The 17,814-nt window shown below is 33.3% G+C and carries 11 protein-coding genes, 2 tRNA genes, 2 rRNA genes, 1 pseudogene and 1 riboswitch; of the genes and pseudogenes, 12 read left to right on the top strand and 4 right to left on the bottom strand.

Annotated elements, in window-relative coordinates:
• Positions 1–48: 48 nt before the first annotated feature.
• A riboswitch (glycine riboswitch) is annotated at positions 49–136 on the bottom strand.
• 104 nt (positions 137–240) lie between these two features.
• Positions 241–1,335 carry an acetyl-CoA carboxylase carboxyltransferase subunit alpha gene (locus AMN99_RS00945; protein WP_075505988.1) on the top strand — a complete coding sequence of 365 codons (1,095 nt, stop codon included), beginning with the start codon at positions 241–243 and terminating at the stop codon, positions 1,333–1,335.
• Between the two features lie 3 nt (positions 1,336–1,338).
• On the opposite strand, the gene secA is transcribed toward AMN99_RS00945, so the two are convergent.
• The gene (secA, locus tag AMN99_RS00950) at positions 1,339–3,873 is read right to left on the bottom strand and encodes a preprotein translocase subunit SecA (RefSeq protein ID WP_075505989.1); all 2,535 of its coding nucleotides are present in this window, start codon (positions 3,871–3,873) and stop codon (positions 1,339–1,341) included.
• Positions 3,874–3,938: 65 nt separating this feature from the next.
• On the opposite strand from secA, the pseudogene argJ reads away from it, so the two are divergent.
• Both argJ and AMN99_RS00960 read left to right on the top strand, forming a co-directional pair.
• Positions 3,939–5,241 (top strand): annotated as a pseudogene (gene argJ, locus AMN99_RS00955) (bifunctional glutamate N-acetyltransferase/amino-acid acetyltransferase ArgJ).
• Between the two features lie 39 nt (positions 5,242–5,280).
• Positions 5,281–5,709, top strand: coding sequence for a DUF1178 family protein (locus tag AMN99_RS00960; protein WP_075505990.1), 429 nt, complete (start codon positions 5,281–5,283; stop codon positions 5,707–5,709).
• Here the strand turns inward: AMN99_RS00960 and ubiG are convergent.
• A complete protein-coding gene (gene ubiG / locus AMN99_RS00965; RefSeq protein ID WP_075505991.1) occupies positions 5,706–6,428 on the bottom strand; it encodes a bifunctional 2-polyprenyl-6-hydroxyphenol methylase/3-demethylubiquinol 3-O-methyltransferase UbiG in 723 nt (240 codons plus the stop codon). The genes AMN99_RS00960 and ubiG overlap by 4 nt on opposite strands.
• A gap of 76 nt (positions 6,429–6,504) precedes the next feature.
• Between ubiG and AMN99_RS00970 the strand changes: the two genes are divergently transcribed.
• The 5 genes from AMN99_RS00970 to AMN99_RS00990 are packed head-to-tail and all read left to right on the top strand — an operon-like array spanning position 6,505 to position 11,186.
• Positions 6,505–7,716 carry an aspartate kinase gene (locus AMN99_RS00970; protein ID WP_075505992.1) on the top strand — a complete coding sequence of 404 codons (1,212 nt, stop codon included), beginning with the start codon at positions 6,505–6,507 and terminating at the stop codon, positions 7,714–7,716.
• 4 nt (positions 7,717–7,720) lie between these two features.
• Positions 7,721–8,821 (top strand): flavodoxin-dependent (E)-4-hydroxy-3-methylbut-2-enyl-diphosphate synthase, encoded by a 1,101-nt coding sequence (gene ispG / locus AMN99_RS00975; RefSeq protein WP_075505993.1) that lies wholly within the window; start codon positions 7,721–7,723, stop codon positions 8,819–8,821.
• A complete protein-coding gene (gene prfA / locus AMN99_RS00980; protein ID WP_075505994.1) occupies positions 8,818–9,891 on the top strand; it encodes a peptide chain release factor 1 in 1,074 nt (357 codons plus the stop codon). Before ispG ends, prfA begins: the two co-directional genes overlap by 4 nt.
• Positions 9,892–10,734, top strand: coding sequence for a peptide chain release factor N(5)-glutamine methyltransferase (gene prmC, locus AMN99_RS00985; protein WP_075505995.1), 843 nt, complete (start codon positions 9,892–9,894; stop codon positions 10,732–10,734).
• 11 nt (positions 10,735–10,745) lie between these two features.
• Entirely contained in the window at positions 10,746–11,186 is a 441-nt protein-coding gene (locus AMN99_RS00990; RefSeq protein WP_075505996.1) for a DUF4167 domain-containing protein, read from the top strand.
• Here AMN99_RS00990 and AMN99_RS00995 read toward each other — a convergent pair.
• Positions 11,183–12,475 (bottom strand): M23 family metallopeptidase, encoded by a 1,293-nt coding sequence (locus AMN99_RS00995; protein ID WP_075505997.1) that lies wholly within the window; start codon positions 12,473–12,475, stop codon positions 11,183–11,185. The two genes, AMN99_RS00990 and AMN99_RS00995, sit on opposite strands and share 4 nt — an antisense overlap.
• 337 nt (positions 12,476–12,812) lie before the next feature.
• Between AMN99_RS00995 and AMN99_RS01000 the strand changes: the two genes are divergently transcribed.
• The 4 genes from AMN99_RS01000 to AMN99_RS01015 all read left to right on the top strand — a co-directional run bounded on the left by AMN99_RS01000 (position 12,813) and on the right by AMN99_RS01015 (position 17,435).
• Positions 12,813–14,287, top strand: a 16S ribosomal RNA gene (locus tag AMN99_RS01000).
• A gap of 98 nt (positions 14,288–14,385) precedes the next feature.
• Positions 14,386–14,462, top strand: a tRNA-Ile gene (locus AMN99_RS01005).
• A 12-nt stretch (positions 14,463–14,474) separates the two neighbouring features.
• Positions 14,475–14,550: transfer RNA gene (locus tag AMN99_RS01010), tRNA-Ala, on the top strand.
• A 132-nt stretch (positions 14,551–14,682) separates the two neighbouring features.
• A 23S ribosomal RNA gene (locus AMN99_RS01015) occupies positions 14,683–17,435 on the top strand.
• The 16S and 23S rRNA genes sit together here with 2 tRNA genes alongside, the layout of an rRNA operon.
• A 77-nt stretch (positions 17,436–17,512) precedes the next feature.
• Here the strand turns inward: AMN99_RS01015 and AMN99_RS01020 are convergent.
• Positions 17,513–17,731: a hypothetical protein gene (locus AMN99_RS01020; protein ID WP_075505998.1), complete on the bottom strand. Its 219-nt coding sequence runs from the start codon at positions 17,729–17,731 to the stop codon at positions 17,513–17,515.
• Positions 17,732–17,814 lie beyond the last annotated feature (83 nt).

A 17,814-nucleotide genomic window follows, 5' to 3' on the forward strand; every position in this document is an offset into this window, starting at 1 on the left:
CTGAGAGTTTTGCTCCTTCGGCGGAATTAATTCTCTTTCCAGAGTGTTATGCAACTATCGGTCCTTTTTACCTGAGAGTTTCCGGGGTGGTTGCTCCTTCGGTGCTAAATTTAATAGTCTCTCCCGACAATAAAATATGTATCTTCTTCTAGAAAAGAGTCAATTAATAACAATTACACTTTAAATTAAATATCATTTTATTGCCTTTTTTATGAATTAACCATCCGCTATAACCTTATTATGAAAAATTATCTTAATTTTGAAACTGAGATTAAAGATTTAGAGACAGAATTGGAAAAATTAAAAGATCCCTACAATCAAGAGGGATTATCAGAAGTGGATACCCAAAAAATTTCAAAAACACAAGTTGAGTTAGATCAAAAATTAAATGATATATATTCGAACCTAGATCCATGGCAAACCACCATGGTTGCAAGACATGAAGACAGACCAAAGTCTAAATTTTTCATAGATAATTTATTCGAAGATTTTATTTCTCTATCTGGAGATCGTTATTATGGTGAAGATAAATCTGTACTTACTGGTTTTGCAAAATTTAATGGTCAGTCAGTTTTAGTTATCGGTCAAGAAAAGGGTGAAGATTTGGATAGCAGAATTCAAAGAAATTTTGGGATGATGCGACCTGAGGGCTATAGAAAAACTATTCGTTTAATGAATTTAGCAAATAAATTCAAAATTCCAATTATCTCTTTTATAGACACGCCAGGCGCTTATCCTGGTGTTGGTGCAGAGGAAAGAGGTCAAGCTGAGGCAATAGCAAAATCAATTGAATGTTGCATGGAACTTAAGGTTCCAACTATCGCAATAATTATAGGTGAGGGTGGATCAGGTGGTGCGATTGCATTAGCATCGTCTAACAAAGTTATCATGCTAGAAAATGCTATTTATTCAGTTATATCTCCTGAAGGCTGTGCAACTATATTATGGAGAGATCCAAAAAAAATGCTTGATGCAGCAAAAGCAATGAAGCTTTCCGCAAAAGATTTATTAAAATTAAAAGTTATTGATGAAATAATCCCAGAACCTTTAGGTGGTGCTCACAGGGATAGAGACCTGATGCTTGATAACGTTAGAAAATCTATTTCTACAAATTTAGATCAATACAAAGAAATGATGTCAGAAGATATAATTAATGAAAGAAAAAATAAATTTTTAAAAATTGGAAGAAATGATGGTTTTATGAGCAATGTAGAAGATTTAAGTAATTTGACCATTAAGAAAAATAATTTTGATAACATTTTCAAATCAAAAAAATTATTATTTGGTATTGGTGTAGGTTTATTATTTTTAGCTTCTTTATTTTTTCTTTTTTAAGAATTACAAAGCTCCATGGCAATGTTTAAACTTCTTGCCCGATCCACAGAAGCAAGGTTCATTTCTTCCCATTTTTTTGGCTTGTGGTTTTGGATTTACTCTCTCCTCATTGGAAGATCTTTCTTCTGTTATAACTTTTAAATTCATTAAAATTGTAACGTAGTCTAATTTTAGTTTTTCTAATAAATTTGAAAATAAATCAAAAGCTTCTTTTTTATATTCAACTAAAGGATCTCTTTGACCGTAAGATCTTAATCCAATCACTTGTCTAAGTTGTTCTAAATATTGTATATGAGATTTCCAATTTAAATCTATTGTTTGCAAAAATATTCTTTTTTCGATTTCTTTTGCATGCTGCTCGTTTAGCACTTTAATTCTTTCATTACGTGTCTCATTAAATTTTGAGGATATTCGCTCTTTCAGTTCATTATCTTTTGCAGAAATCAAACTTTCAAGTTCAGTATCATTAAAACTTTTTCCAACAATTTGCCTAACTTTATTGTTAAATTCATTACTTTTTGGATTAGATAGATTTTGAATTTTTAATTTTATCAAGTCTTCTGATATTTCTCTTAAAAATTCGTCAGAATAATCAAAAATATTTTCACTATTCATTGCGTTCTTTCTTTGGGAAAACACAACATGTCTTTGGTCATTCAAAACATTATCAAATTTGATAAGTGTTTTTCTGATATCAAAATTTCTGGCTTCAACTTTTTGCTGAGCTCTTTCTAATGCTTTATTGATCCAAGGGTGATCAATACTTTCACCATCTTTTAAACCAAGTTTTTCAAGCATATTATTCATAGATTCTGAGCCAAAAATTCTCATCAAATCATCTTCTAAACTTACATAAAATACAGAACTACCTTCATCTCCTTGTCGTCCAGCTCTTCCTCTTGCTTGATTGTCCACTCTCCTAGACTCCATTCTTTCTGTACCAATTACAAATAAGCCACCTAGAGATTTAATTTTTTCTTTATCTATTTTTAACTGATCATCAGGAATTGATCCTTTTTTTCCACCAAGCTGGATGTCAACACCTCTACCAGAAATACTGGTTGTAATTATCAAAGATTTTTCTTTTCCAGCATTTGCAATAATTTCGGCTTCATTTTCATGGTTCTTTGCATTTAAAACTACGTGTTTAATATTTTTTTCATTTAATAATTTAGAATAAACTTCAGATTTGTTGATACTAGATGTGAAAACCAAAATTGGTTGACCAACTTCATGTTTTTCAATGATCTTATTAATTATTGCATCATTTTTTTCTTTTTCAGTTCTAAAGATCAAATCATTATAGTCCTTTCGGATCATTTCTTTATTTGTTGGTATTACAACGACCGAAAGATTATATATCTCAAAAAATTCTTCAGACTCTGTTACAGCAGTTCCAGTGCAACCTGATATTTTCCTATATAGTTTAAAATAATTTTGATAGGTAATAGACGCTAAGGTTTGATTTTCAGCCTGTATCTGAATTTTTTCTTTAGCTTCAAGAGCCTGATGAAGTCCATCTCCAAATCTTCTTCCTTCTAAAATTCTACCAGTCAATTCATCTATAATTTTAAGAACTCCATCTTTTACAATGTAATCTTTTCCTTTTTCAAATAAATGATTTGCACGAAGTGCTTGATTTACGTGGTGAACTAAATGAAGATTTTCTGGGTCATAAAAATTATCATTTTTTAGGATACCTGCATTAGAAAAAAGCTTTTCAACATTGTTAATACCCTCATTTGTTAAAAGTATATTTTTTTCTTTCTCATCTATTTCAAAATCTTTGTTATTTAAAATTTTAACAAGTTTATCTATTGCTAGGTATTGAGCAGTTTTATCTTCTGCAGCTCCAGAAATTACAAGTGGAGTTCTTGCTTCATCAATTAAACAAGAATCTATTTCATCTACAATTGAAAATGCATGAGATCTTTGAACCATCTCTTTTTGAGAAAACTTCATGTTATCTCTTAGATAATCAAATCCTAATTCACTGTTAGTTGCATAAGTAATATCACAATCATAGTTTTTCTTTCTTTCTGGATCATCTTGGTCATTATTAATAAATCCAGATGTAAGACCTAGAAAATTATATATGAGACCCATTTCCATCGAATCTCTTTTTGCTAAGTAATCATTAACCGTTACTATATGAACCCCATTTTCAGAAAGTGCATTTAAATAGGCTGCTAAAGCAATAGTGAGCGTTTTTCCTTCACCCGTTCTCATTTCAGCAATTTTACCTTCGTGAAGAACTACCCCCCCAACAAGTTGAACATCAAAGTGTCTTTCTTCTCTTGTTCTTTTTGCAGCTTCTCTTACTAGTGCAAATGCTTCAGGTAGAATTTCGTCTAAACTTTTTCCATTTTTTAATTGATTTTTAAATTCAACTGTTTTTTTTGGAAAGTCTGTATCGCTTAATTTTATGAATTGTTCCTCGTGTGAATTTATTTTTTCTACAATTTTTCCAATTCTATCTAGTTCTTTTTGATTACTAGATTTGATAAATTTTGTAATTAGGTTAAGCGGGTTAAACATGACTATTTGATTTATTCTTTAAATATATTGTTTAATATATGTATTAAACAATTATTTTAAATATCATGGGTATTAATTTAACAAATTTTTTAACCTCGAAATCAAAAAATACCAGAATGATGGATTTCCAGGACCTCGATCATATAGATGGGTTATCTATTTCAGCTCTAAGCGCAGATTTATACAAAACTAAAAGAGATGATTTAGTAATGTTTTACTTTAGAGATGGTGCAAATCATGCCTCTGTTTATACAAAGTCAAAAATTGTCTCAGAAAATATTAAATGGAATATAAATCAAAAATCAAAAAAAAATTTATTCTCTTATTGTAAATACTAGAAATGCAAATGCTTTCACAGGCAAACAAGGCTACGAAAGTCTTGCAAAAATTGCTGATTTAACTTCTGAGCAATTATCAAAAAAACAAGTTGAAGATGAAGATTATCCAAAAAAAATTACTTCAAAGGAAATTATTTTTGGATGCACAGGTACAATAGGTGAAACATTTCCATGTGAGAAGATAATAGATCAAATTCCAAACTTGATTAAAAAAATTAACTATACACAAAACAAATTTCTTTGGATGAAAGCAGCTTTAGGAATAATGACCACTGATACAAAACCAAAACTTGCGATGGAACAATGTAAAATTGGAGATAAAGAGGTAAAAATTTATGGTGTTGCCAAAGGTTCAGGTATGATATTTCCAAATATGGGAACCACCTTGGCATACATATTTACTGATGCCAACTTATCGAATGATATTTTAAGTAAATTATTAAAAAAAAATATTACAAATACATTTAATGCTATCTCGTGTGATGGGGACACTAGCACAAATGATATGGTTAGTATTTTTTCAACAAATAAAGCAAACAATTCAAATATTAAAAGTATTAATGATATAAAACTAAAAAAATTCGACAAAGCATTAAACAATGTTTTGTTAAATTTAGCTAAGAGAGTAGTTTCTGATGGAGAAGGAGCATCAAAATTTGTCACTATAAATATTAGTAAAAGCAAAAGTGAACAAGATGCAAAGACAATTGCTTTTTCAATAGCAAATTCAGCTTTGGTAAAAACAGCTATTGCGGGAGAAGATCCAAACTGGGGACGAATAGTGATGGCAATAGGAAAAGCAGGACCAAAAATAAATTTAAATAAATTAGGTTTGAGATTTGGAAATTATCAAATAATTCAGGATGGAAAATTATATAAGAATTACGATGAAAAATTAGTAGCGGAATATATGAAAGGTGAAAATATAGATGTCACTGTAGATTTGTTTACTGGTACTAAAAGCTTTACTGCTTTTACTATGGATTTTACAAAAAATTATATTGAGATTAATGCTGATTATAGAAGTTGAACATATTGAAATATAAATTTTGATAACTAATTCTATACTATGATAAAATACAAACTTTTGTGTAATGACTGTGAATTAAAGTTTGATAGTTGGTTCTCTACTTCATCAGAATATGAAAAATTAAAAAAGAAAAAACTTTTGATCTGTCACAACTGTAATTCTGAAAAAGTTGAAAAAACATTAATGGCTCCTCAGCTAATAAGTAGAAAAGCTAAAAATGAAGAAAAATTTGATACTCAGAAGTATAAAAAAATTAAGAAAACAATTAAAAATTACCAAAAGTTTATAAAAGATAATTTTAAGTATGTTGGGGATAATTTTGCATATGAAGCTAGATCTATTCACTACAATAGCAAAAAACCTATAAAAGGGATATATGGTAAAGCCTCTCAGAAAGACATTAAAGAGCTCAAAGAAGAGGGCATAGATACACAATTAATTCCTTGGGTTAATGAAAAAGAAAATTAGTTTTTCTTAAATTCGGCAATATAATTTACTGATAAATCTTTAGAAACATTCCATTCATCCTTTAGAATGTTAAAATTCATTCCATCAATTTTTTTCAGATTTAAATTGTTCTTGATTAGAATACTTTTTAATTCCTCAGGTTTAACAAACTTTTCCCATTCATGGGTGCCGATAGGAAGCCATCTCAAAACATATTCCGCACCAACAATTGCAAATATATAAGATTTTAAGGTTTTATTTATAGTTGCAACAAACATTAATCCATTTTTTTTTAAAAGGTTAGCACATGATTTTAAAAAAAAATCAACATCCTCAACATGTTCAACAATCTCCATGTTCAAAATTACATCAAATTTTTTTGTAGTTTTTAGTTTTTCAGGCGATGAACATATATAGTTTATTTTAAGATTGTTTTTTTTTGCATGTAGGTTTGCTATGGCAATATTTTTATTTGAAGCATCGATTGCTGTAACATTAGCTCCTAATCTACACATGGGCTCAGATAACAATCCACCTCCACATCCAATATCAAGGACATTTATTCCAGAAAGAGGATATTTTTTATTTTTAAGTTGAAATTCCTTAACTATATTTTCTTTAATATATTTTATTCTTATAGGATTAAATTTATGAAGAGGTTTAAATTTTCCTTCTGGATCCCACCATTCGGCCGCCATATTTGAAAATTTTTCTATTTCTTTTTTATTAATACTGTTCATAATATATAATTAGTTGACATAACAATTAAGATGTACTTTATCAATTTATAATTAAATTATATTAATTCAACTGATCATGAAAACTGTTGTACTAAAATTTGGCGGAACTTCTGTTGGTAGTATCGATAGGATAAAAAAAGTATGCAAAATTATAGCTGCTTATAAAAAGAAAAAAAATAGAGTTTTGGTGATTTCATCTGCAATGAGCGGAGTAACCAATGAGCTTGTAAAAAAATCGAAGCAAATTAGTAATAATTTTAGCAGATCTGAATATGATGCACTTGTATCCACTGGAGAACAAGTTTCATGTGCTTTAATTGCTGGAAGACTTACTCATGATGGTTTTAAGTCTAGGTCATGGGTTTCTTGGCAATTACCAATAATTACTGATGGACCTTATTCTGGAGCAAGAATAAATAAGATAATTACAAAAGAATTAAATAATTATGTGAAACAAGGTGGGATCCCAATTGTTACTGGTTTTCAAGGAATTAATAATGAAAATAGAATTACCACAATAGGAAGAAGTGGTTCGGATGCAACTGCAATAATGTTAGCAAAATTTATTAAAGCTGATGAATGTATTATTTATACAGATGTCGATGGTGTTTATACTACTGATCCAAGACAACATAAAAAAGCAAAGAAAATTAAAAAAATATTTTATGACGAAATGTTGGAAATGGCATCATTGGGATCGAAAGTGATGCAACCAACGTCGGTTCAAGATGCAAAGCTAAATAATATTGATATTAAAGTTAAGTCTTCATTTGTTAGTAAACCAGGTACATTAATAACAGGCTCTAAAAAAGCGTTTAGCGATCAAATAATTACCGGGATATCTTCAACTAAAAATGATGCTAAGATCACAATTGTAGGAGTTAAAGATAGACCTGGTGTTGCTGCTTCAGTTTTTAGACCACTATCAAGAAATTTAATTAACGTTGATATGGTTGTACAAAATATTTCTCAAAATGGAAAAGATACTGACTTAACTTTTACAATTAAATCTGATGATCTGAAAAAAACTGAGAAATTAATTAAGCAAAATAAATCGATATCTTATAAAAAACTTTCTTTTGATAAAAATCTTTCCAAAGTTTCTATAATTGGAGTTGGGATGATTACTACACCTGGAATTACTTACAGGATGTTTCAAGCTTTAGCTTCAAAACAAATAAATATTTTAGTTATATCAACATCTGAAATTAAAATTTCAGTATTAGTTTCATCAAAAAATGTAAAAAAAGCAATAGCCGCTCTTCATAAAGAATTTAAACTAGATTAAACTTATGAATGTAAGACCATTTAGAAATATAAATCGAAAAAAAACTAAAGTAATTAACGTTGGTGGTATTAAAGTTGGTGGCGACAATCCAATATCAGTTCAATCAATGACTAATACTTTGACCACAGATATTTCAGCTACTATAGAACAAATAAATAAGATTCATGAAGAGGGTGCTGACTTAGTTAGAGTTTCCTGTCCAGATGAAGACTCCGCAAAAGCCTTAAAAGAAATTACAAAAAATGTTCAAATACCTGTAATTGCAGATATTCATTTTCATTATAAAAGAGCCATAGAGGCTGCAGAAAATGGAGCGAAGTGTTTAAGAATAAATCCTGGAAATATTGGTGATAAAAATAAAATCCATGAAGTCTTAAGTGCAGCAAAAAATAACGATTGTTCAATTCGGATAGGAGTTAATGCAGGTTCTCTTGAAAAAGATATTTTAGAAAAGTATAAGGAGCCATGCCCTGAAGCATTAGTAGAGAGCGCAAAAAGAAACGTTAAAATATTAGAGGATCAAGATTTTTTTAACTTCAAGATAAGTGTTAAGTCCTCTGATGTATTTTTGTCGATTGCAGCTTATAGACAGCTTTCGGATGCTACTGATTATCCTCTTCATCTTGGAATAACTGAGGCCGGAAGTTTTGTATCAGGAAGTGTTAAGTCTTCAATAGGACTAGGTTCATTGCTGTTAGACGGAATAGGTGATACCTTAAGAGTTTCTTTGTCAGATGATCCTGTTAAAGAGGTTAAGATTGGAAATGAAATCCTTAAATCTTTAGGATTACGAAACAGAGGAGTTAAAATAATTTCTTGCCCATCTTGTGCAAGGCAAGCGTTTCAAGTAATTGATACAGTTAAAATTTTAGAGGAAAAATTATCTCATATAAAAACTCCAATTACCCTATCTATAATCGGCTGTGTTGTGAACGGACCTGGTGAGGCTGCTTTAACTGATATTGGAATAACTGGAGGTGGAAAAGGTAACAATATGCTTTATTTATCTGGGGTACAAAGTGAAAAAGTATTAACTAATGATATAGTTAATAAAGTCGTAGCAGAAGTTGAAAAAAAGGCCTCTGAATTAGAAAATTTACAATGATACCAACAAAGACTATTGAAGAATTAATTATAAAACATTCTACACTAGAGAAAGATCTGTCATCAGGAAGTTTAGATAATAAAGTATTTGCTGAAAAATCAAAAGAATATTCAGATGTTAATGAAATAATTTTAAATGCTAAGAAATATTTATCTTTCGAAAATGAAAAACAAGAATTAGAGAAAATATTAGAGGACAACTCATCAGATAAAGAATTAAAAAATATGGCTGAGTTAGAACTTGTTGATTTGAAATCTCAACATGAGATCAATGAAAAAAAATTAAAATTATTTCTACTGCCAAAAGATGAAGCAGATAAAAAAAATGCAATAATAGAAATAAGGGCTGGAACTGGTGGACTAGAAGCAAGTTTATTTGCTTCAGACCTTTTCAAAATGTATGAAAAAGTAAGTCATAAAAAAAAGTGGTCATTAGAACTTATTTCTATTTCAAGAAGTGATGCTGGGGGTTTAAAAGAGGTAATTGCATCTATTAAAGGTACAAATATATATTCTACATTAAAATATGAGAGTGGTGTGCATAGAGTTCAAAGAGTTCCAGATACCGAAACGCAAGGAAGAGTGCATACATCTGCAGCCACAGTTGCTGTCTTACCTGAAGTTGAAGAAGTAGATTTAAAAATAAACGACTCTGATTTAAGAATTGACGTTTTTCGAGCGGGTGGCCCAGGTGGACAATCAGTTAACACAACAGATAGCGCTGTTAGAATAACTCATATACCCACTGGTTTGTCAGTTTCTCAACAAGATGAAAAATCACAGCACAAAAATAAAGCAAAAGGAATGAAAATCTTAAGAGCAAGATTATATGAACTTGAAAGATCAAGAATTGATCAAGAAAGATCACAAGATAGAAAAACTAAAATTGGTACTGGAGATAGATCAGAAAGAATTAGAACTTATAATTTCCCACAAGGTAGAGTTACAGATCATAGAATAAATTTAACTTTGCACAAATTAGAAGAATTTCTTGAAGGTGAAGCTTTTGATGAAATGATAGAGTCACTTACACTGCAAGCACAAGAAGAAAGTTTAAATAATTTAAAATAAATGAATATTCAATCAGCAATAACTCAAGGTGCTCAAATTTTAAAAGATAAATTTTTTTTAAATCCTTATTTAGATTCAGAAATTTTAATGTCAAAAGCAATTAATAAGGATAAAAAATACTTAATACTGAATTCTCAAGAAAAAATAGAAGAAATAAATTTAAATTTGTTTCAAAAACTAATTAATGAAAGGTCCAAAGGTAAGCCAGTATCGCATTTGACAAATAAAAAGTTATTTTGGAATTCAGAATTTTTTGTAACAGAGGATACTTTAATACCTCGTCCTGATACTGAGCTAATTGTAGAAAATATTTTAAATTTAACAAAAAATAAAAGTAAACTTAGTATTTTAGATATTGGCATAGGATCTGGATGTATACTTTTGTCTATATTAAAAGAGAGAAAAAATTTTTATGGAACGGGAATAGATATAAGCAAAAATTGTTTAAAAATAGCTAATATGAATGCAACTAGTTTAAAAGTACATAATAGACTTAAATTATATAAATCAAATGTTGACAAATTTAGTTTAGGCAAATATGATTTGATAGTTTCTAATCCTCCTTATATTAAAAAGCATATTATAAAATATTTGGATAAAGGAGTTGCTAGGTTTGAACCAAAAATAGCACTAGATGGTGGATTAGATGGTTTATCAGAAATCAGAAAAGTTATTAAAAAATCATCTGAGCTGATTAAAAAAAATGGTAAATTTATTTTAGAGATTGGTTTTGATCAAAAAAATAAAGTAATTAAATTATTAAATAAAGAGGGTTTTTATATAAATAGTGCTCTAAAAGATCTTGCTTATAATGATCGATGCATAATTTGCACAAAAATATAATTATTTAAATCATGGTAACATTTAGGAACAACAGTAATAACAACAATAGAAGAAATAATTTTAGAAGAAACGACAGAAATTTTAAATCTAATGGTGACAGGCAGAAATTTAGTTCAAATTTTTCTAATGGTGATAATTTCAAAAGAAAGTCTCCAGGCAGAAACAATCACAATGCACCAAAATTAATCGAAAAGTACAATGATTTAGCTAGAGAGGCTTTGTCAAATGGTGATAAAATTCTTTCTGAAAATTATCTTCAGCATGCTGATCATTTTACAAGAATACTAAATGAAAGAGAAAGCTTCAAAAAAGAGAGAAATTTAGAAGAGAAATCTGATGAAAATGAAAAAGAAACAAATAAGCCATCAGAAAATATTGATGTTTCTGAAAAAAATTTAAAAGATAATTCTAACTTAGATATTCAAACTGAAACACCAGCAGAGGCTAATTAATTCAAACCTATAATTTTTTCTGATTTAAGAACATCCAATTTGATTTTATTAGTTTCAAATAATTTTCTCTCTTTACCTTTTAATATTTTACCTGAAGGAAGTTTTAGTTTTTGAGAATTAACTTTTTTTCCATTTACAATTACTTCGTAATGTAAATGAGGTCCAGTAGACTTACCTGTTGAACCAACGTAGCCAATTGTTTGACCTTGTTTTACTCTTACTCCTGCTTTAATGCCACGAGCAAACTTTGACATGTGAGCATACACTGTTTGATAAGTTGAGTTATGTCTTATTTTTACACAGTTACCACCTCCACCACACCATCCAGCTTTTTTTACAACACCGTCACCAGATGCCATAATAGGCGTTCCTGTGGGTGCAGCAAAATCGGTACCTCTATGCATTTTATTGTATCCATCTATAGGATGTTTTCTCATACCAAAAGGAGACGAAAGTCTTGCTCCATTAATTGGAGTTTTCATTAAAGCTTTTTTAACACTCTTACCATTTTTATCATAATGACCTTCGCTTCCTTCTTTATCAAAATAATAAAGCCCATTATCTTGACCACTTAATTTTAAATTAGCGAAAAGTATTTCTCCTGTTTCAATGATTTCATTTTTGTCATTGAGTAGAACTTCATACATTATTTGAAACTTATCTTGTTTTCTTATATCTCTTTGAAAGTCTACTTGAAAACCATATATCCTAGCAAATTCAATTATTATATTTGCTGGTATTTTTTCATCTGTTGCAGCTTTATATAAACTTTGTAAAATTATGTTTTCTTTGTAGATTATTTTTTTATCCAATTTAATTGATATAATTTCATCGTTAAAAGTATTTTTAGAATTATCTCTAATTAAAAATATTTTTTGTTTATTTGATATTTGAAAAGTAAATTCATTAATTTGATTAGTAGTTTTATCTAAGCTGAACTCAATAATTTGTTTTGTATTCAATTTATTAAGGTTAATTTTTTTTTCTAGAGCATTTTTTATTTCTAATATTTCTTTTTTTTGTATTAGATAATTCTCTAAAATTTTATCAAATGTTTCACCAGATCTTATTTTATGTTTTATTTTTTTGTATTTTGGTTCAAGGTTTTCAACTATGTGTGTAAGAGTTTTTTTAAAATAGATGTTATCAATAAAATTATTATAGATTTCTAAACCCTCTTTTTTTGTAGAATTAAAATAACTAGTGGAGATAGCAGTAAGAATAATCAATAAAACTAAACTAAAAATTTCAATATTTTTTTTAATCTTACTAAATAGATCTTTAAACATTTTATATTTAAGTGAACACAATTATTAGTTTAGAGAGTGTAAAAAATCAAAAAAAAGCCCTTAAAATGCGATGTTTTTATTTAAAAATTTATTCTTAAAAGCTTGATTTCCGTTATTTTTAGCCTATAAGCACTGAACTTTCTCAGTGAAATTATTGTTAACACAATAAATTAGTGAGGATTATTGAGCTTTTTTTGCTCAATTAGCTATTTTAAAAGTTAAAATTTAAGAAGAGAAGTGTGGACGGTTAAGGTTACCAAAAATTTGTCGTACACACTTCAATCACATATAAATTTTATTCTTAGAATTTATATGGAAGCTAGTGTGCGCCGTTTTTAAACTTGAGAGTTTGATCATGGCTCAGAACGTACGCTGGCGGCACGCCTAACACATGCAAGTCGAACGAAGTAGCAATACTTAGTGGCAGACGGGTGAGTAACATGTAGGTATCTACCCTTTGGCCTGGAATAACACGAGGAAACTTGTGCTAATACCGGATAAGTCTTTACGGAGAAAGCTTTATGCACCATTGGATGAGCCTGCACTTGATTAGTTTGTTGGTGGGGTAATGGCCTACCAAGACTGTGATCAATAGCTGATTTGAGAGGATGATCAGCCACATTGGGACTGAGACACGGCCCAAACTCCTACGGGAGGCAGCAGTGGGGAATCTTGCACAATGGAGGAAACTCTGATGCAGCGATGCCGCGTGAGTGAAGAAGGCCCTTGGGTTGTAAAGCTCTTTCGTCGGGGAAGAAAATGACTGTACCCGAATAAGAAGGTCCGGCTAACTTCGTGCCAGCAGCCGCGGTAATACGAAGGGACCTAGCGTAGTTCGGAATTACTGGGCTTAAAGAGTTCGTAGGTGGTTGAAAAAGTTAGTGGTGAAATCCCAGAGCTTAACTCTGGAACTGCCATTAAAACTTTTCAGCTAGAGTATGATAGAGGAAAGCAGAATTTCTAGTGTAGAGGTGAAATTCGTAGATATTAGAAAGAATACCAATTGCGAAGGCAGCTTTCTGGATCATTACTGACACTGAGGAACGAAAGCATGGGTAGCGAAGAGGATTAGATACCCTCGTAGTCCATGCCGTAAACGATGTGTGTTAGACGTTGGAAATTTATTTTCAGTGTCGCAGCGAAAGCGATAAACACACCGCCTGGGGAGTACGACCGCAAGGTTAAAACTCAAATGAATTGACGGGGACCCGCACAAGTAGTGGAGCATGTGGTTTAATTCGAAGATACGCGCAGAACCTTACCAACACTTGACATGTTCGTCGCGACTCTAAGAGATTAGAGTTTTCGGTTCGGCCGGACGAAACACAGGTGCTGCATGGCTGTCGTCAGCTCGTGTCGTGAGATGTTGGGTTAAGTCCCGCAACGAGCGCAACCCTCACTTTTAGTTGCCATCATTTAGTTGGGCACTCTGAAAGAACTGCCAGTGATAAGCTGGAGGAAGGTGGGGATGACGTCAAGTCCTCATGGCCCTTACGTGTTGGGCTACACACGTGCTACAATGGTATCTACAACAGGAAGCAAGACTGCGAGGTCAAGCAAATCCTTAAAAGATACCTCAGTTCGGATTGCACTCTGCAACTCGAGTGCATGAAGCTGGAATTACTAGTAATCGTGGATCAGCGTGCCACGGTGAATGCGTTCCCGGGTCTTGTACACACCGCCCGTCACACCATGGGAGTTGGTTCTACCTTAAGGCAAGGTTTAAAACCCTTGACCACGGTATAGTCAGCGACTGGGGTGAAGTCGTAACAAGGTAGCCGTAGGGGAACCTGCGGCTGGATTACCTCCTTTCTAAGGATGAATGAAAGTAAAATTTCATTCTAAATAATATACAGGTAATGTTGACCGTCCTCATTTCTCTTCTTAAAGTAGTGTTTCTCTTTGCATAGGGGCCGGTAGCTCAGTTGGTTAGAGCACACCCTTGATAAGGGTGGGGTCGAAAGTTCGAGTCTTTCTCGGCCCACCAATTTAAGATCATGGGGGATTAGCTCAGCTGGGAGAGCGCCTGATTTGCATTCAGGAGGTCAGCGGTTCGATCCCGCTATCCTCCACCAAAACACTTAGCTATAAAAAATCGTAAAAAAATTAATAATTAATATCAATATCTATATCCGAACATTAGTAATGTTATTAGCTAATGTTCAAAATAAAAATTTGATTCAACACAGAATTTTTTTCTGTGCATAAATCAAGCGTTTAAGGGCGTGTAGTGGATGCCTTGGCACTGAAAGCCGATGAAGGACGTGATATACTGCGATAAGTTTCGGGGAGCTGTATGTAAGTTTTGATCCGAAAATTTCCGAATGGGGAAACCCACCACTTTATGTGGTACTTTAAACTGAATACATAGGTTTAAAGAGACAACCTGGAGAACTGAAACATCTAAGTAACCAGAGGAAAAGAAATCAATTGAGATTCCGTTAGTAGTGGCGAGCGAACGCGGACTAGGCCAGTAGTTTTGTTGAAAAAATTTGAATAGTATGGAAATGCTAACCATAGAGGGTGATAGTCCCGTATGAGTAATGTTTAACAAAATTCTTGAGTAAAGCGGGACACGTGAAATCCTGCTCGAATATAGGGGGACCACCCTCTAAGCCTAAATACTCTTCAGTGACCGATAGTGAACTAGTACCGTGAGGGAAAGGTGAAAAGAACCCCTATTAGGGGAGTGAAATAGAACCTGAAACCGCATGCCTACAATCAGTCGAAGCTCTTTTTAGAGTGACGGCGTACCTTTTGTATAATGGGTCAGTGACTTAATTTATAAAGCAAGCTTAAGCCATCTAGGTGTAGGCGCAGCGAAAGCAAGTCTTAATAGGGCGATTAGTTTTATGAATTAGACCCGAAAACGAATGAGCTTACCATGAGCAGGTTGAAAGTTGGGTAACACCAACCGGAGGACCGAACCAGTTGACGTTGAAAAGTCTTTGGATGACTTGTGGTAAGGGGTGAAAGGCCAACCAAATTCGTAGATAGCTGGTTTTCCGCGAAAACTATTTAGGTAGTGCGTTGAATAAATAGACGTTTAGAGGTAGAGCACTAAATGGGCTAGGGGGAAGAGATTCTTACCAAACCTAATAAAACTCCGAATGCTAAATGTTGTTCTTCAGCAGACAGACTGTGGGTGCTAAGGTCCATGGTCGAGAGGGAAAGAGCCCAGACCACCAGATAAGGTCCCCAAATTATGATTAAGTGTGAAAGGATGTGGAAATTCCTTAACAGCCGGGAGGTTGGCTTAGAAGCAGCCATCCTTTAAAGATAGCGTAACAGCTCACCGGTCTAATAGAGTTTCTGCGCCGAAGATGTAACGGGGCTAAAATCATATACCGAATCTGTGGATTTGTAATTTCTTCGGAAATTATAACTGGTAGCGGAACGTTCTGTAAGCCTGCGAAGGGATATTCGTGAGAAATCCTGGAGGTATCAGAAGTGCGAATGCTGACATAAGTAACGATAAAAGAAGTGAAAAACTTCTTCGCCGAAAATCCAAGGGTTTCTGCGCAAGGTTAATCCGCGCAGAGTTAGTCGGCACCTAAGGCGAGGGCGAAAGCCGTAGTCGATGGAAATAAGGTTAATATTCCTTAACCAGATGGTAGTGACGGATCTTGTAAGTTGTGAGTTCTTAATGGATTGAACTTGCCGCGAAAAGGTTCCAAGAAATAGCTCCATCATTAGACCGTACCCTAAACCGACACAGGTGGATTAATAGAGTATATTTAGGCGCTTGAGAGAATGATGTTGAAGGAACTCGGCAAAATGCTTCCGTAACTTCGGGATAAGGAAGACCTGTTTTTAGGCAACTAAAGATGGGTGGCACAAGCCAGGGAGAAGCGACTGTTTATCAAAAACACAGGGCTCTGCTAACACGTAAGTGGATGTATAGGGTCTGACGCCTGCCCGGTGCTGGAAGGTTAATGCGGTTGGTGCAAGCTAACTTCTGAAGCCCCAGTAAACGGCGGCCGTAACTATAACGGTCCTAAGGTAGCGAAATTCCTTGTCGGGTAAGTTCCGACCTGCATGAATGGCGTAACGATTTCTCCGCTGTCTCCAACATCAACTCAGTGAAATTGAATTCTCCGTGAAGATGCGGAGTTCGCGTAGTTAGACGGAAAGACCCCGTGCACCTTTACTGCAACTTTACATTGGTATTAGGAAAAACATATTTAGTATAGGAGGGAGACATTGAAGCAATGGCGTCAGTTATTGTGGAGTCACCAGTGAAATACCTCTTTTGTTTTTCTTGGTATCTAACTGATTGCCGTTATCCGGCATCAAGACATTGTATGGTGGGTAGTTTGACTGGGGCGGTCGCCTCCCAAATAGTAACGGAGGCGTGCGAAGGTAGGCTCAGAACGGTCAGAAATCGTTCGTAGAGTGCAATGGCATAAGCCTGCCTGACTGTGAGACTGACAAGTCGAGCAGAGACGAAAGTCGGTCATAGTGATCCGGTGGTTCTGAGTGGAAGGGCCATCGCTCAACGGATAAAAGGTACGCCGGGGATAACAGGCTGATACTGCCCAAGAGCTCATATCGACGGCAGTGTTTGGCACCTCGATGTCGGCTCATCACATCCTGGGGCTGGAGCAGGTCCCAAGGGTTTGGCTGTTCGCCAATTAAAGTGGTACGTGAGCTGGGTTCAGAACGTCGTGAGACAGTTCGGTCCCTATCTGCTATGCGTGTAGAAGAATTGAGAGGAGTTGACCCTAGTACGAGAGGACCGGGTTGAACATACCACTGGTGGACCGGTTGTAGCGCCAGCTGCAGTGCCGGGTAGCTAAGTATGGACGAGATAACTGCTGAAAGCATCTAAGCGGGAAACTCACCTCGAAACTAGTTCTTCCTATAGAGCCGTGGTAGACCACCACGTTGATAGGCTGGATGTGGAAGCGCAGTAATGCGTGCAGCTGACCAGTACTAATAGCTCAATTGGCTTGATTTATGCACTGAAAAAAATTTTTTATGTAATGATATAGGCTCTAAAACACTAAGATTATTATTTCCAATAAAAATTAAATGCTAAAGTTTTCTCAAAAAATTATCTATATAATTAAATATTCCATAACTTGGAATACCAGCATTATAAGCATTATCTAAAAAACTGACAAAACTATCTTTTGTATGTGCATCATAACCATAAGTGTGACTGTCACCAATTACAACTAGGTCAGCATCCTCATATTTTATCATAGACCTAAAACCAAAATTATCAACATCTGCAATATTTTTTTTGAGCACATATCCTAGTTCGGGATGATATTTTTGATTTGAAGACGGCGTAATTGGAAAAGGTGTAAATAGTCTTATTGATAATTCTAATA

The sequence above is a fragment of the Candidatus Pelagibacter communis genome (assembly GCF_001180225.1).
Classification (GTDB): domain Bacteria; phylum Pseudomonadota; class Alphaproteobacteria; order Pelagibacterales; family Pelagibacteraceae; genus Pelagibacter; species Pelagibacter ubique_D.

Excerpts from the sequence above, each read along its gene's own strand:
- AMN99_RS00945 (WP_075505988.1), top strand. The coding sequence starts at position 241 with ATGAAAAATTATCTTAATTTTGAAACTGAGATTAAAGATTTAGAGACA.
- secA (WP_075505989.1), bottom strand. The coding sequence starts at position 3,873 with ATGTTTAACCCGCTTAACCTAATTACAAAATTTATCAAATCTAGTAAT.
- AMN99_RS00960 (WP_075505990.1), top strand. The coding sequence starts at position 5,281 with ATGATAAAATACAAACTTTTGTGTAATGACTGTGAATTAAAGTTTGAT.
- ubiG (WP_075505991.1), bottom strand. The coding sequence starts at position 6,428 with ATGAACAGTATTAATAAAAAAGAAATAGAAAAATTTTCAAATATGGCG.
- AMN99_RS00970 (WP_075505992.1), top strand. The coding sequence starts at position 6,505 with ATGAAAACTGTTGTACTAAAATTTGGCGGAACTTCTGTTGGTAGTATC.
- ispG (WP_075505993.1), top strand. The coding sequence starts at position 7,721 with ATGAATGTAAGACCATTTAGAAATATAAATCGAAAAAAAACTAAAGTA.
- prfA (WP_075505994.1), top strand. The coding sequence starts at position 8,818 with ATGATACCAACAAAGACTATTGAAGAATTAATTATAAAACATTCTACA.
- prmC (WP_075505995.1), top strand. The coding sequence starts at position 9,892 with ATGAATATTCAATCAGCAATAACTCAAGGTGCTCAAATTTTAAAAGAT.
- AMN99_RS00990 (WP_075505996.1), top strand. The coding sequence starts at position 10,746 with ATGGTAACATTTAGGAACAACAGTAATAACAACAATAGAAGAAATAAT.
- AMN99_RS00995 (WP_075505997.1), bottom strand. The coding sequence starts at position 12,475 with ATGTTTAAAGATCTATTTAGTAAGATTAAAAAAAATATTGAAATTTTT.